12 protein-coding genes are annotated in these 13,734 nt (G+C 63.9%); 2 read left to right on the top strand and 10 right to left on the bottom strand.

Features of this window, described 5'->3' with window-relative positions; translation table 11 throughout:
• Positions 1 to 18 precede the first annotated feature (18 nt).
• From prfB to AC2CQI_RS26545, 10 genes are all read right to left on the bottom strand, one after another.
• Positions 19 to 1,114, bottom strand: a protein-coding gene (gene prfB, locus AC2CQI_RS26590) for a peptide chain release factor 2 (RefSeq protein ID WP_144443641.1) whose coding sequence is annotated in 2 segments (ribosomal slippage) — positions 19 to 1,041 and positions 1,043 to 1,114 — 1,095 coding nt in all. Because the reading frame shifts where the segments join, the coding sequence is not laid out codon by codon here.
• A 217-nt stretch (positions 1,115 to 1,331) separates the two neighbouring features.
• Positions 1,332 to 2,683 (bottom strand): IS3 family transposase gene (locus AC2CQI_RS26585; protein WP_484577124.1). Its coding sequence is split into 2 segments (ribosomal slippage): positions 1,332 to 2,203 and positions 2,203 to 2,683, totalling 1,353 coding nucleotides; the frame shifts between segments, so codons are not numbered across the junction.
• A gap of 82 nt (positions 2,684 to 2,765) precedes the next feature.
• Positions 2,766 to 3,770: a diguanylate cyclase domain-containing protein gene (locus tag AC2CQI_RS26580; protein ID WP_484578380.1), complete on the bottom strand. Its 1,005-nt coding sequence runs from the start codon at positions 3,768 to 3,770 to the stop codon at positions 2,766 to 2,768.
• A gap of 52 nt (positions 3,771 to 3,822) precedes the next feature.
• Complete coding sequence (gene cheB / locus AC2CQI_RS26575) at positions 3,823 to 4,836, bottom strand: chemotaxis-specific protein-glutamate methyltransferase CheB (protein ID WP_484578379.1); 1,014 nt, start codon at positions 4,834 to 4,836, stop codon at positions 3,823 to 3,825.
• A complete protein-coding gene (locus tag AC2CQI_RS26570; protein WP_484578378.1) occupies positions 4,833 to 7,109 on the bottom strand; it encodes a response regulator in 2,277 nt (758 codons plus the stop codon). The genes cheB and AC2CQI_RS26570 overlap by 4 nt, the downstream gene beginning before the upstream one ends.
• Entirely contained in the window at positions 7,106 to 7,765 is a 660-nt protein-coding gene (locus tag AC2CQI_RS26565) for a chemotaxis protein CheW (RefSeq protein WP_484578377.1), read from the bottom strand. The genes AC2CQI_RS26570 and AC2CQI_RS26565 overlap by 4 nt, the downstream gene beginning before the upstream one ends.
• The gene (locus AC2CQI_RS26560) at positions 7,762 to 9,018 is read right to left on the bottom strand and encodes a CheR family methyltransferase (RefSeq protein ID WP_484578376.1); all 1,257 of its coding nucleotides are present in this window, start codon (positions 9,016 to 9,018) and stop codon (positions 7,762 to 7,764) included. Before AC2CQI_RS26560 ends, AC2CQI_RS26565 begins: the two co-directional genes overlap by 4 nt.
• Positions 9,015 to 9,530 carry a chemotaxis protein CheW gene (locus tag AC2CQI_RS26555; RefSeq protein WP_484578375.1) on the bottom strand — a complete coding sequence of 172 codons (516 nt, stop codon included), beginning with the start codon at positions 9,528 to 9,530 and terminating at the stop codon, positions 9,015 to 9,017. The genes AC2CQI_RS26560 and AC2CQI_RS26555 overlap by 4 nt, the downstream gene beginning before the upstream one ends.
• Before the next feature lie 7 nt (positions 9,531 to 9,537).
• Positions 9,538 to 11,160 carry a methyl-accepting chemotaxis protein gene (locus tag AC2CQI_RS26550; protein ID WP_484578374.1) on the bottom strand — a complete coding sequence of 541 codons (1,623 nt, stop codon included), beginning with the start codon at positions 11,158 to 11,160 and terminating at the stop codon, positions 9,538 to 9,540.
• Between the two features lie 138 nt (positions 11,161 to 11,298).
• Positions 11,299 to 11,982 carry a tellurite resistance TerB family protein gene (locus AC2CQI_RS26545; RefSeq protein WP_484578373.1) on the bottom strand — a complete coding sequence of 228 codons (684 nt, stop codon included), beginning with the start codon at positions 11,980 to 11,982 and terminating at the stop codon, positions 11,299 to 11,301.
• A gap of 371 nt (positions 11,983 to 12,353) precedes the next feature.
• Here AC2CQI_RS26545 and AC2CQI_RS26540 point away from each other — a divergent pair, with 371 nt between their 5' ends.
• Together AC2CQI_RS26540 and AC2CQI_RS26535 are read left to right on the top strand one after the other, a co-directional pair.
• Positions 12,354 to 12,749: a hypothetical protein gene (locus AC2CQI_RS26540; RefSeq protein WP_484578372.1), complete on the top strand. Its 396-nt coding sequence runs from the start codon at positions 12,354 to 12,356 to the stop codon at positions 12,747 to 12,749.
• Positions 12,750 to 12,863: 114 nt separating this feature from the next.
• Positions 12,864 to 13,730, top strand: coding sequence for a transporter (locus AC2CQI_RS26535; RefSeq protein ID WP_484580670.1), 867 nt, complete (start codon positions 12,864 to 12,866; stop codon positions 13,728 to 13,730).
• Positions 13,731 to 13,734: the final 4 nt, after the last annotated feature.

The raw sequence follows: 13,734 nt of genomic DNA, 5'->3' as shown, positions 1-13,734 counted from the left end.
GCGGCAGTGGTGTGCGGCTTACAGCCCCTGCTTGAGGCTCGCTTCCAGGTACTGGTCGAGGTCGCCGTCCAGGACTTTCTGGCAGTCGCTGCGCTCGACGCCGGTGCGCAGGTCCTTGATCCGCGAATCATCCAGCACGTAGGAACGGATCTGGTGACCCCAGCCGATGTCCGACTTGCTGTCTTCCAGGGCCTGGGAGGCGGCATTGCGCTTTTGCATTTCCAGCTCGTACAACTTGGCCCGCAGCATTTTCATGGCGGTGTCCTTGTTGGCGTGCTGGGAACGTTCGTTCTGGCAAGCCACCACGGTGTTGGTCGGCACGTGGGTGATACGCACCGCCGAGTCGGTGGTGTTGACGTGCTGACCACCGGCGCCGGAGGAGCGGTAGGTGTCGATGCGCAGGTCGGACGGGTTGATCTCGATCTCGACCTTGTCGTCGATCTCCGGCGATACGAACACCGCGGAGAACGAGGTGTGGCGGCGGGCGCCGGAGTCGAACGGGCTCTTGCGCACCAGGCGGTGCACGCCGATCTCGGTGCGCAGCCAGCCGAAGGCGTACTCGCCCTTGATGTGCACGGTGGCGCCCTTGATGCCGGCGACTTCGCCTTCGGACAGTTCGATGATGGTCGCGTCGAAGCCGCGCTTGTCGGCCCAGCGCAGGTACATGCGCAGCAGGATGTTGGCCCAGTCCTGCGCTTCGGTACCGCCGGAACCGGCCTGGATGTCCAGGTAGGCGTTGTTCGGGTCCATCTCGCCGCTGAACATGCGGCGGAATTCGAGCTTGGCCAGGTGTTCCTCGAGGTTCTGCAACTCGGCGACGACGTCATCGACGGCGCCCTCGTCGTCTTCCTCGACGGCCATGTCGAGCAGGTCCTTGCAGTCGGCCAGACCGCCGGACAGCTTGTCCAGGGTCTCGACGACCTGCGCCAGCATGGCGCGCTCGCGGCCCAGGGCCTGGGCGTACTCGGGTTTGTTCCAGACGTTCGGGTCTTCGAGTTCGCGGTTTACTTCGGTCAGACGATCATGCTTGTGATCGTAGTCAAAGATACCCCCGAATGGACTCGGAACGCTCGGTGAGGTCCTTGATGGTATTCAGGATCGGGTTGATTTCCATGGGCGGGCTGCTCTCGTGCGTAATTCGGTGAAAAGCCGGAGAGTATAGCGCAGGGGGGGTGGCGGGGGACAAGCTGGAAGCTACGGGCGGCAGGCTGATTTACAGGGGAAGATCTGAAAATGGCTGTGTTTCTGCCGGCCCTATCGCTGGCAAGCCAGCTCCCACAGGTTCGGCGGTGCACGCGATCCCTGGACTGCCCCCGAAAAGTTGGACAGCTTTAGCCAGCGGCCTGAGCCCTGTAATCGACGGGGCTTAGGCCATTTAGCCTCAGCTTGATGCGGTCATGGTTGTAGTAGCGGATGTACTCATCTAGGCCGGTGATCAGCTCTTCGACGCTCTCAAACCGTTTCAAGTAGAAAAACTCCGACTTGAGCGTGCCGAAGAAGCTTTCCATAGCGGCGTTATCCAGGCAATTCCCTTTGCGCGACATGCTCTGCTTTACGCCGCGCTGCTCAAGCTTTTCTCGGTATTGGCGCTGCTGATAATGCCACCCCTGATCAGAGTGAATGACCAGCTTCGGCTCCTTTCCCAAGCTACTCAGGGCTTTTTCCAGCATGTTCCCCACCAGCTCATAGCTGGGCCGGCGAGCGATCTCGTAGGCCACGATCTCACTGTTGTACAGGTCCATCACTGGTGAGAGGTAGAGCTTTTGCTGAGCCACTTTAAACTCGGTTACGTCAGTTACCCACTTCTGATTGGGCCGCTGGGCGATGAAGTTCCGCTCCAGCAGATTCTCGGCAATCCTGCCTACCTCTCCTCGATAGGACCGATATTTTTTAGGCCGCACTACCGCCTGCAAACCTTGGTCTGCCATCAGTCGCTCCACAACCTTCTTGTTCACCAGGACGCCTTGATTCTTGATCGCCAGCGTCACGCGCCGATACCCATAGAGCCCTTTTTCCTTGTGATAGACCTGACTCACTAGTTCTTTCAGATGGGCGTGTTTATCCGGCCTTTGAAGGCTTTTGAGCTGGTAATAGAAGGTGCTGTTCGACAACTCAACCAAGTCCAGCAACGCTGACAGCGGGAACCGGGTTCGGAGTCTGGAAACGATCAGCGTTTTTTCTCTTGCCTTCGCTCCTTCTCCTCTCTCAAAGCCTTCAGCTCCTTTAGGACAGCGTTCTCCATGCGCAGATACTCGAGTTCCGCCATGAGCTGATCTCGTGGCTTCAGCGCGTCGTCGGTATCAGTGGGTTTGAGTGGCTTAATCTTCTTGGACACGTCGGTAGGCTTTTTTCGTTGAGAGGCAGAGGAGGCAAGGTTGCCACTGTAGTACTGGTCCTCCCAAATGCCTATCCGAGAGGACTGGCCCAAGCCAAAATGCGCTGCCGTTTGACGCAGGGAAAGCCGGTGCTCGCGCATGTGCTGCACAACTCTGCGCTTGAAGTCGATGTGGTAGCGCTGACTATGAGGTATGGAACTGATAGTGGAGCGAGCTTTGTAGCTGGCCACCCAGCGCCTCAGCAGGCTGAAATCGATGTTGAAATGCTGGGCTACCTTTCGAAAACCATCACTGCCCTCTAGATAGGCAGTGATGGCTGCCAGCTTGAACTGTTCGGTGTACTTCATAACTCCCCCAAGGGTTGGATTAGTCTCCAATTTCTTGGGGGCAGTCCACCCTGTGGGAGCTGGCTTGCCAGCGATGAGGCCCTCAGGCCATGGCGACGCGGTTGCGGCCGGCATTCTTGGCCTGGTACAGGGCATTGTCCGCCGCCGAGATCAGTTGCCGGCAGTGGCTGCCGATCGCCGGGGTCTGGGTGGCCAGGCCGATACTGACGCTGAGCACCGAGTCCGGGCCGGGCATGATATGGGCGATACGCGCCGCTGCCACGGTCTGACGCAGCTTCTCGGCCAGCAACCGCGCCCCACCCGGCGAGGTGTTGGGCAGCACCAGGGCGAATTCCTCGCCGCCATAACGCGCCGGCAGGTCGCTCGGCCGTGCGCAGCACGAGCGGATCGCCTCGGCCACCTGGCGCAGCGCTTCGTCCCCGGCCAGGTGGCCGAAGGTGTCGTTGAACGACTTGAAGTAGTCCACGTCCACCATCAGCAGCGACAACTGCGACTGCTCGCGCATTGCCCGGCGCCACTCCAGCTCCAGGTATTCGTCGAAGTGCCGGCGGTTGGACAGCCCGGTCAGGCCGTCGGAGTTCATCAGGCGTTGCAGCACCAGGTTGGTGTCGAGCAACTGCTGCTGGCTGACCCGCAACGCTCGATAAGCCTCGTCGCGCTGCAACAGGGTCAGGTAGGAGCGCGAGTGATAGCGGATGCGCGCCACCAGCTCGATGTTGTCCGGCAGCTTGACCAGGTAGTCGTTGGCCCCGGCGGCAAAGGCCGCGCTCTTGACCAGCGGATCTTCCTTGGTCGACAGGACGATGATCGGGATGTCCTGGGTCGCCGGGTTGGCGCGGTATTCGCGGACCAGGGTCAGGCCGTCGAGGCCCGGCATGATCAGGTCCTGGAGGATCACCGTCGGCTTGATGCGCATGGCCTGGGCCACCGCCTCGTGCGGGTCGGCACAGAAGTGGAAGTCGATGTTGTCTTCGTGGGCCAGGCCCCGGCGCACGGCTTCGCCGATCATCGCCTGGTCGTCGACCAGCAGGACCATCGCCGAGTTCTCGTCAGAGGTTGAAAAGCCGTCGATCGGTAGATCATTCATGCGCTGTCACCTGGGCACTGCCGGCGCCGCCGGCGTGACTGAATACATATCGTCATTTCGGAAAAATTTCCATTAGTCGTGGGGCTATCCGCTCCAGCGCACGCACTTCCACGGCCGCGTCTATGGCGACGGCCGCCTTGGGCATGCCGTACACCGCACTGCTCTGCTGGTCCTGGGCGATGGTCAGGAAACCCTGCTCGCGCATGAGCTTGAGCCCCTGCGCGCCATCGCGGCCCATACCGGTGAGCAGCACGCCCACCGCATCGCCACGCCAGAACCGCGCCACACTTTCGAAAAACACGTCGATCGAGGGGCGGTAGATTTCGTTCACCGGCTCCGCCGTATACGCCAGGGTGCAATCCTTGAGCAGACGGATGTGGTGATTGGTCCCGGCCAGCAGTACCTGTCCGGGTTGTGGCGGCTCACCCTCGCGGGCCAGGCGCACGTTCTGTCCTGAAGTACTGCTGAGCCATTCGGCCATGCCGGCGGCGAATACCTGGTCGACGTGCTGGACCAGCACGATCGATGCCGGAAACGCCTTGGGCAGGCCCTTGAGCAGCACTTCCAGCGCCGCCGGCCCGCCTGCGGACGAACCAATGGCGACCAGGCCCTGGCGCTGTGCCGCCTGGCGCAACGGCGTCGACAGCGTGCGCACGCTGCTGGGGCGCTGCTGGCCGATCAGCCAGGAAATATTGAGGATCTTGCGCAACAAGGGGGCGGCGGCTTCCTTCGGATCGCCACCACCCAGCACCGGGGTATCGACCACATCGAGGGCGCCATGGCCCATGGCCTCGAACACCCGGTGCACGTTCTGCCGGCGATCGACGGTCACGATGACGATGGCACACGGCGACTCGGCCATGATCCGCCGGGTCGCCTCGACCCCGTCCATCTGCGGCATGATCAGGTCCATCAGCAGCAGGTCCGGGGTGTGCTCGGCGCAGCGCTGCACCGCCTCCAGGCCATTGCTAGCGACCCAGATGACCTCGTGGGCCGGCTCGAAGGCCAGCGCACGGCGCAAGGCTTCCACGGCTAGCGGCATATCGTTGACGATGGCGATCTTCATCCCTGGGCTCCCCCGATCAGCTCGACTACGGCATCCAGCAAGGCGTCGTCATGGAAACTCGCCTTGGCCAGATAATAGTCAGCGCCGGCGTCGAGCCCTCGCCGTCGGTCTTCTTCCCGGTCCTTGTACGACACCACCATCACCGGCAGGGATTGCAGGCGGCTGTCGCGGCGCACCAGGGTCACCAGTTCGATACCGTCCATGCGCGGCATGTCGATATCGGTGATCAGCAGGTCGAAATCCTCGCTGCGCAGGGCATTCCAGCCGTCCATGCCGTCTACCGCCACGGCCACTTCGTAGCCGCGGTTGCTCAGCAGCTTGCGCTGCAGCTCGCGCACGGTCAGCGAGTCATCCACCACCAGCACGCGCTTGCGCGCGATCTCACGGGCCGCGCCACGGCGCTCGATGCGCTCCAGGCGGCCGGTGCTGAGGAGTTTTTCCACCGAGCGCAGCAGGTCCTCGACATCGACGATCAACACCACCGAGCCGTCGTCCAGCAGCGCCCCGGCGGAAATGTCCTGGATCTTGCCCAGGCGCGGGTCCAGCGGCATCACCACCAGCACCCGCTCGCCGATCAGGCGGTCGATGGCTACGCCGTAGAGCGTTTCGCGCTCGCGGATCACCACCACCTTGATGCTCTGCTCGCCGTTCTGGCTGACCGGCCGGTTGAGCAACTGGCTGGCCGAGACCAGGCCGATATGCCGGCCCTCGTGCCAGAACTGCTGGCGCCCCTCGATCTGCACGATGGCCTCGGCCGGCAGCTCCAGGGTGCGTTCGATATGGGCCAGGGGGAAGGCATAGGCTTCGCCGCTGACTTCCACCACCAGGCTGCGCACCACCGAAAGGGTCAGCGGCACTTCCAGATGGAAACGGCTGCCGCTGCCATCGCTCTGGGTCATCTCGACCTGGCCGCGCAACTGGCGAACCATATGCTGCACCGCATCCAGGCCAACACCACGCCCGGACACCTCGGTGACCTTGTCGCGCAAGCTGAAGCCCGGCAGGAACAGGAAGGTCAGCAGTTCCGCCTCGCTCATCTGCGCCACGGTCTCGGCCGGCGACAGATGACGTTCGACGATGCTCCGGCGCAGGCGCTCCAGGTCCACACCGCCGCCGTCATCGCTCAATTCCAGGATCAGCAAGCCGGCCTGATGGGACGCCCGCAGGCGAATGGTACCCTCCATCGGCTTGCCCGCCGCCAGGCGCTGTTCGGGCATCTCGATGCCATGGTCGACGGCATTGCGCAGCAAATGGGTCAGCGGCGCTTCGAGTTTTTCCAGCACATCGCGGTCAACCTGGGTCTTCTCGCCCTCGATCTCCAGGCGCACCTGCTTGCCGAGGGAACGGCCCAGGTCACGGACCATGCGGCTCTGCCCGGTCAGCACATCGGCGAACGGGCGCATGCGACAGGCCAGGGCCATGTCGTAGAGGTTCTGCGCGCGCTGCCCGGCCTGCCAGCCCAGTTCGTCGAGATCGACCACCTGCTGCTGGAGCATCTGCTGCGCTTCACCGAGCAGTTGCTGGGTCAGGGCCAGGGCCTCGCGGACGTCATCGCCCTGCTCGCCGGCGTCGAGCTGCGCCTTGAGCCCGTCGAGGGCGCGCAGGCCCTGGCCCTGTACGCGCTTGAGGCGTTGCAGGGTGGCGAGGAACGGCTTGAAGCGCTGGGTTTCCACCAGGGCCTTGCTGGACAGGTCGAGGAGGCTGTTGAGGCGCTCGGCGGTGACCCGCAGGACGCGCTCGCCGCCCTCGGTCGTCTTGTTCTTGCGGGCGGGGCGCGGTTCCGGCTCGGGTTCGGCTTCCGTCTCCTCAAGGACAAGCGGCGCGGCTGCGACGGGCGCGGGCTCGACCACAGGCGGCACGACGGGCGCGGGAGCCGGCGCAGCACCCGGCTGCAACAGATTGGCCACCTGCACCAGGTACGCCTGCACCGCCGCGTCCACCGTGGCATCCCCCGGCGTGGCGATGCGCATCAGCAGGTCGGTACCCTGCAGCAGCGCATCGATATGTTCCGGACGCAAACGCAGGCGTCCTTCCTGGGCTTCCACCAGGCAGTCTTCCATGACATGGGCAACGCTGACCCCGGCATCGATGCCGACGATCCGTGCCGCGCCCTTGAGCGAGTGCGCGGCGCGCATGCAGGCCTCGAGCTGGTCGGCCTGGGTCGGATTGCGCTCCAGCGCCAGCAACCCGGCGCTGAGCACCTGGGTCTGGGCTTCGGCTTCGAGGCTGAACAGCTCCAGCAACGAGGCGTCGCGCATTTGCTCTGGGGTCATGAAAGGCTCCGTTCGACAGCGGACAACACCTGGTCTTCGTCCAGAATTCGCACGCTTCGCCCGCGCCATTGCAGGACCTGGCGGGTGAAGCGGTTTTCATTGCCGGCCTCGCCCTGCAGGCGCAGGTCGAGGGCGTGGATGCCGTCCACCTCGTCCACCGGCAGCACCACCGCACCGCCCTTGGCGGCGAGGATCAGCATGCGTGGCATGACCCGGGCCGAACTGGCTGGCGCCTCGGTCAACTCCAGGCCGAGCAGGTCGCTCAAGGACAGGCACGGCACCAGCGCGCCACGCACATTGGCCACGCCCTGCAGCATCCGGGAGCGCTGGTGCGGCAGCGAATGCACCGGCTGCACCGGCGCCACTTCGGCCAGGCAGCGGGTGGCCAGGGCCAGCCACTCCTCGCCAAGGCGGAACAGCAGCAACGACGGCCCCTGCACCACCTGCTCCTCGACGGCCTCGCGGACATGGGCGTCCTGGGCCAGGGCATAGCGATCCAGCAGGCGCGTGGCCGCTGCGGCATAGACCGCGCAGTTGCGGCAATGCACGTGTTCTTCGAGCAACGGGCAGCTCTTGTCACCGTGCACGCCGATGCGGTTCCAGCAATCGTCGATACGCTCGACATCGCCGGTCAGCACATTGATTTCATCGATCATCGGTCAGCCTCCCGCTCGCGTCGCGCAGCCCGCTCCTGCAAGCGCCGGGCGCCGGCCGTGTCGCCCTGGGAAGCCAGCAGCACCGCCAGGTGAACCAGGGCCTCGGGATGTTGCGGTTCCAAATAGAGCGCCTTGCGGTACTGGCTGATGGCGTCAGCGCTGTCACCGGCGGTATCGCTGAGCAAGCCGAGCCAGTAGAACACCTGGGCCGACGGCTCGAATTGCTGGAGGTAACGCTGGCAGGCGGCGCGGGCTTGCTCGCTGTGGCCGCCGTTGGCCAGCACGGCGATCTGCGCCAGCAACTCGCCGGCCTGCTCGTTGCGGCCGTGCTGCGGGATACGTGGCACCGGCGGCGCGATGCTGCGCCGCGTCGGCGCCGCAGGAGCCGGCGGGCGCACGACCGGGGCCAGCGGCGCAGCCACGGCCACAGCCTTGGGCAGCGCCGGTTTCGCTTCCGGCGCCTGGCGCACATAGGCGAACGACTGCGGGATGCCCAATGGCCGCATGCCCATGCGCGCCAGCAGGCTGCCCTCGGCCGGGCCGATGAACAGCACGCCATCGGCATGGGTCAGGTTCTTCAGGACCTCGAACACCCGTTGCTGGGTCGCCAGGTCGAAATAGATCAGCAGGTTGCGGCAGAACACGAAGTCGTAGCTGCCCTGGCGGCTCGACAGGGTCGGATCGAGCACATTACCCACCTCGAACTGCACCTGGCGCTGCACCCGCCCGTCGAGCAACTGGCCCTCCTCGCTTTCGCTGAAATGCCGCTCGCGAAACGCCTGCTCCGGACCACGGAACGAATTGCGCCCGTACAGCGCGCGCTGGGCGCGGCCGATGGAGTTGGGGCTGATATCCATGGCATCGACCTTGAACGCCTGGGGCAACAGCCCGGCATCGAGCAAGGCCATGGCAATGGAATAGGGCTCCTCGCCGGTGGAACAGGGCAGGCTGAGGATCCGCAGCGGCCGCGTGCCGCCCAGTTCGGCCTGGCGCTTGCGGGCCAGGTCCACCAGCGCGGTGAACGATTCCGGATAACGGAAGAACCAGGTCTCGGGAACGATCACCGCTTCGATCAGCGCCTGCTGTTCGGCATGGGACTGCTGCAAGCGCACCCAGTAATCGTCGAGGTCATTGGCCGACAGCGCCGCACTGCGCTGGGCCAGGGCGCGCTCGACCATCTGCTCGCCGACCGAGGCGACGTCCAGGCCGATGCGTTCCTGCAGGAAGCGGAAGAACCGCCGTTCAATGGTCATGCCAGCACCCCGTCAAGCGGGAACAGCAAGGCACGCACCTCGTCGTTGAGCAGGTCCTGCACGCCGATCCACTGCAACAGGCCCTCGGCATCCTCGCGCACCGGGCCGAGGTACGGCGCGTCGCGATTATCGACGCCATAGGGGCGGAACTCAGCCGGGTCGCAGCGCAGCGTATTGCTCGCCTGCTCAAGGATCAGGCCGAGCAGCAGGTCAGGACGCCGCGGATCGAAACGGTAATGCACCAGCACCAGCCGCGTGCTGGTGCGCTGCGGTGCCGGAGCACCGAAGCTCAGGGCGCTGACATCGATCACCGGCACCAGCGCACCGCGATGGGCCAGCACTCCGGCAACGTAGTCGGGCGTGCGCGCCAGCGGCTTGAGCGGCAGGCGCGGCAGCACCTCGGCGATCTCCCGGGTATCCAGGGCGAAGCGCTCGCCGCCGACGCGGAACACCAGGAACAGACGTCCCTGGCAGCCCGCGTCCTGGCTGCGGCGAGGCGTGGAGTCGGTCATCGCCACGTCAGACTTTGAACCGCGACACACCGCCGCGCAGACCGACCGCCACCTGGCTCAGTTCGTCGATGGCGAAACTGGCCTGGCGCAGCGATTCCACGGTCTGGCTGCTGGCATCGCTGAGCTGGGTCAGGGCGTGGTTGATCTGCTCGGCACCGGTGGCCTGGGCCTGCATGCCGTCGTTGACCATCAGCACCCGCGGCGCCAGGGCCTGGACCTGATGGATGATCTGGCTCAGTTGCTCGCCGACCTGCTGCACCTCGAACATGCCGCGGCGCACTTCCTCGGAGAACTTGTCCATGCCCATCACCCCGGCGGACACCGCCGACTGGATCTCGCGGACCATCTGCTCGATATCGTAGGTGGCCACGGCGGTCTGGTCGGCGAGGCGGCGCACTTCGGTGGCGACCACGGCGAAACCGCGGCCGTACTCGCCGGCCTTTTCGGCCTCGATGGCGGCGTTGAGGGACAACAGGTTGGTCTGGTCGGCGACCTTGACGATGGTCACCACCACCTGGTTGATGTTGCCGGCCTTCTCGTTGAGGATCGCCAGCTTGTTGTTGACCAGGTCGGCCGCGCCCATCACCTGGTGCATGGTTTCTTCCATGCGCGCCAGGCCTTGCTGGCCGGAGCCGGCGAGCACCGAGGCCTGGTCGGCGGCGGTGGTCACTTCGGTCATGGTGCGCACCAGGTCGCGGGAAGTCGCGGCGATTTCCCGCGAGGTGGCGCCAATCTCGGTGGTGGTGGCGGCGGTCTCGGTAGCGGTGGCCTGCTGCTGCTTGGAGGTGGCGGCGATCTCGGTCACCGAGGTGGTCACCTGCACCGAGGAACGCTGGGCCTGGGAGACCAGCCCGGTGAGTTCACTGACCATCTCGTTGAAACCGGTTTCCACAGCGCCGAACTCGTCGTTGCGCTCCAGGTTCATGCGCACGCTGAGGTCGCCGCCGCGCAGGGTTTCCAGGGCGCGGACGATGCGTTGCATGGGCTCGGTGATGACCCGCATCAGCAGCAGGCCGCAGACACCGGCGGCAATCACCGCCAGCAACAGGGAAATCGCCATGCTCAGCTTGGCGGTGTTCACCGCGCTGACGATGTTGTCGGTGGCCTCGTCAGCGTAGCGACGGTTCCAGTCGATCAGGCTGTTGACGGACTTGCGCCCTTCGGCCCAACTCGGCGCGAGGTTTTCCAGGACCAGGCGTTGGGCTTCGGCATAGTCCTTCTTGCCGTAGGCGTTGAGCACGGCGGCCAGGTACTGATGGTATTCGGTGACCATGCCCTCGAACTGGGCGAAGTTGGTGGCGTCCTGCGAGTCGTTCATGGTCTTGCGGTAGTTGGCCATCTGCTGCTGCAGACGGTCGTCATAGCTCTTGTACAGGGCCATGTCGGCATCGGTCAGGTCGCGATGATTGCTCATGCCGACCAGTTGCTGGGTGAGGATGAAACTGTCGACCCAGGCACTGCGGATCATCGAGCTGTAGTAGACCCCGGGCATGCTGTCGGCACGCACCGCCTGCTCGCTGTCCTCGATGGCGATCAAGCGCGAATAGGCGGCGACCACCATCAGCAACATGATGGCGATGATCACGGCGAAACTTGCCAGGATCCGTTGGCGCAGTGTCCAGTTCTTCACAATCAGCCCTCGAGCGTTGTACGCGGCAGGAAAAATGGGCTGATTATAGCCTAGGGCCTACGTACCTATGGGGCTGATCCTACAGGGTTGATTGGGCAAATAGACGACAACCAATGGCCATTTGCCCATTTTATTGACTCAGGTCGCACGAACCTGACGTTCCAGCTCCACCTTGAGCGCCGGATCGAGGCGCAACTGCTTTGCCAGTTCATCGAGATAGGCGCGCTCCATGAAGTGTTCCTCGTCCACCAGCATCACGCTGGCCAGGTACATTTCCGCAGCCATTTCCGGGGTGGAGGCGGCACGGGCGACTTCGGCAGGGTCCAGCGGCTTGTTGAGTTCGGCGTGCAGCCAGTGCTGCAGGTCGCGGTCGTTGCCGGAGAGCCTGACGAACTCGCCCTCGATCAGCTCGCGCTCGCGCTCATCGACATGGCCATCGGCGCGGGCGGCAGCGACCAGGGCCTTGAGGATCGCCTGGCTGTGCTGCTCGACCTGGGCCGGCGGCAGGCGGTCGAGGGTCTGCGGCTCGCCTTGCGGGGCGGACGCCTGCTTGGCCTGCCAGTTGCCATAGGCCTTGTAGGCCAGCACGCCAAGCGCTGCCAGGCCGCCGTAGGTCAGGGCCTTGCCGCCATACTTGCGGGCTTTCTTGCTGCCCATCAGCAAGCCCAACGCGCCGGCGGCAGCGGCGCCACCGCCAGCACCGGACAGCAGGCTGCCGAGCCCGCCGCCGCTTTTCTGCGTACCTGACGCGCTGCCGGTCTGCTTCTGCAGCAGTTCCTGACCGGACTTGAACAGTTGATCGAGCAAACCACGGGTATTCATTGCAGCGCTCCTTGGAGGATCGATGTAGGAAAAATCCACTACTGGATAAGAGACGCATGCTACTCGCGGGTTTCAGCAGGGCTCGGTGAAAATCTATTTCCGATGATGACAAGGATCAACTTTTCACGCTCGAAAGTTTGATATTCGCGCTCGCTCAATTGCACACAAGCAAAAACCAAAACAATGAAACTGCTCACACTTTAGAACTTGCCCACTGCATAAAAACGACTACTACAGCTTGGTTACAGCATTTCGCTTTAAATAGGCAACGCACTTATAGCGAATCCTGATAAGCACACTTTTGTATTAATCAAGACGCTCGACTATGGTCTCAGCTGTCTCGAAATAGTGTTCTTTGAAAGGAGTCGAAGATGAAGACAACCCTCGGGAGTTGCGTCGCCGGACTGGCCTTCCTGGTGCTGGCCGGTTGCACCAGCATCGACGCCCGCACCACCGAATATGTCGGCGCCCCCCACGCCGCGCCCACTTCCGCCGCTCAGGTCCAGGTCCTGCGCACGGAGCCGACCCGCCCTCACGTGCGCCTTGGCGAGGTCATCGTCGACGCCAGTATCGAACCGCCACCGCCCATTGCCGACGTCGAGCAGAAGTTGCGCGAGCAGGCCGCCAGTATTGGCGGGGATGCTGCCGTGGTGGTCTATGACCGGATTCAACCGGTCGCCACCTATGTCGAAGGACCGTTGTGGAACCGCGATATTCGTAATGTCGACGGGCGCAAACTCAAGGCAGTGGTCATCAAGTACCAATAAGAAGTACCAATAGGCCCGCTCAGGTTAATGACAGCGCGCGAAGTGCATTCGCCGATGATTTGAAACTGCAAGGAACAGCGTATGGGGATTCGTCGATCTTTCCTGGCCCTGCCCATGGCGCTAGGCATCGCCTGCCCAGCCCTGGCCGATAACGCCCGCGACTGGCAGAACACGCCGATCGACCTGAACATGGTCTTCGGCTACTACAACCGGGTCGACACCAACACCCCGATCGATACCACCCTGCCCATCGACGGCCTGTCGCTGAATGCCGATGTGTACCTGTTCCGCTATGCCCGCAGCTTCGCCATCGACGGGCGCAACAGTGCGATCCAGCTGATCCAGCCGTATGCCGACGTTTCCGCATCCTTCGATGACGCACGCTTCTTCGACGGCACCAAGCACAACGGCGGCATGGGCGACACCCAGGTGGTCTTCGCCCACAACTTCTTCGGCGGCCCGGCCCTGACCGCCGAGGAATTCGCCACATGGACCCCGGAAACCTTCATGAGCGGCGCCCTGTGGGTGACCCTGCCCAACGGCGACTACGACAAGGACCGGGTGATCAATATCGGCGCCAACCGTTGGGTGGTGAAACCGGAGATCGCCTTCGGCCACCCCATCGGCCCGACCTGGCTGGAGATCAACGGCTACGTCTCGCTATACGGCGACAACGACGATTACCTCGGCGACAGCAAGCTGGAACAGAAGCCGCTGTACGCCCTCGAAGGGCACTACAGCTACAGCGTCAACCGGGCGCTGTGGGTGTCCTTCGATGCCACCTACAGCACCGGTGGCGAAACCCGGGTAGACGGTGTGGACCAGGACAACAAGCAATCCAACACCCTGCTCGGCGCCAGCCTCGGCTTCATGCTTTCGCCGCAGTTCGGCGGGCTGGTGGCCTACACCGACACCGTCTCGGAGCGCACCGGCTCGCCGGATGTGAACACCTGGACCCTGCGCCTGCAATACGTCTGGTAAGGAG

Source organism: Pseudomonas sp. P2S-1 (genome assembly GCF_057197725.1).
This window is presented reverse-complemented; position numbering and strand designations above follow the sequence as displayed.

What these genes read in the sequence shown, in the direction of transcription:
- AC2CQI_RS26565 (WP_484578377.1), bottom strand. Translation starts at nt 7,765, where the DNA reads ATGATCGATGAAATCAATGTGCTGACCGGCGATGTCGAGCGTATCGAC.
- AC2CQI_RS26535 (WP_484580670.1), top strand. Translation starts at nt 12,864, where the DNA reads ATGGCGCTAGGCATCGCCTGCCCAGCCCTGGCCGATAACGCCCGCGAC.
- cheB (WP_484578379.1), bottom strand. Translation starts at nt 4,836, where the DNA reads ATGAAGATCGCCATCGTCAACGATATGCCGCTAGCCGTGGAAGCCTTG.
- AC2CQI_RS26555 (WP_484578375.1), bottom strand. Translation starts at nt 9,530, where the DNA reads ATGACCGACTCCACGCCTCGCCGCAGCCAGGACGCGGGCTGCCAGGGA.
- AC2CQI_RS26540 (WP_484578372.1), top strand. Translation starts at nt 12,354, where the DNA reads ATGAAGACAACCCTCGGGAGTTGCGTCGCCGGACTGGCCTTCCTGGTG.
- AC2CQI_RS26560 (WP_484578376.1), bottom strand. Translation starts at nt 9,018, where the DNA reads ATGACCATTGAACGGCGGTTCTTCCGCTTCCTGCAGGAACGCATCGGC.
- AC2CQI_RS26545 (WP_484578373.1), bottom strand. Translation starts at nt 11,982, where the DNA reads ATGAATACCCGTGGTTTGCTCGATCAACTGTTCAAGTCCGGTCAGGAA.
- AC2CQI_RS26580 (WP_484578380.1), bottom strand. Translation starts at nt 3,770, where the DNA reads ATGAATGATCTACCGATCGACGGCTTTTCAACCTCTGACGAGAACTCG.
- AC2CQI_RS26570 (WP_484578378.1), bottom strand. Translation starts at nt 7,109, where the DNA reads ATGACCCCAGAGCAAATGCGCGACGCCTCGTTGCTGGAGCTGTTCAGC.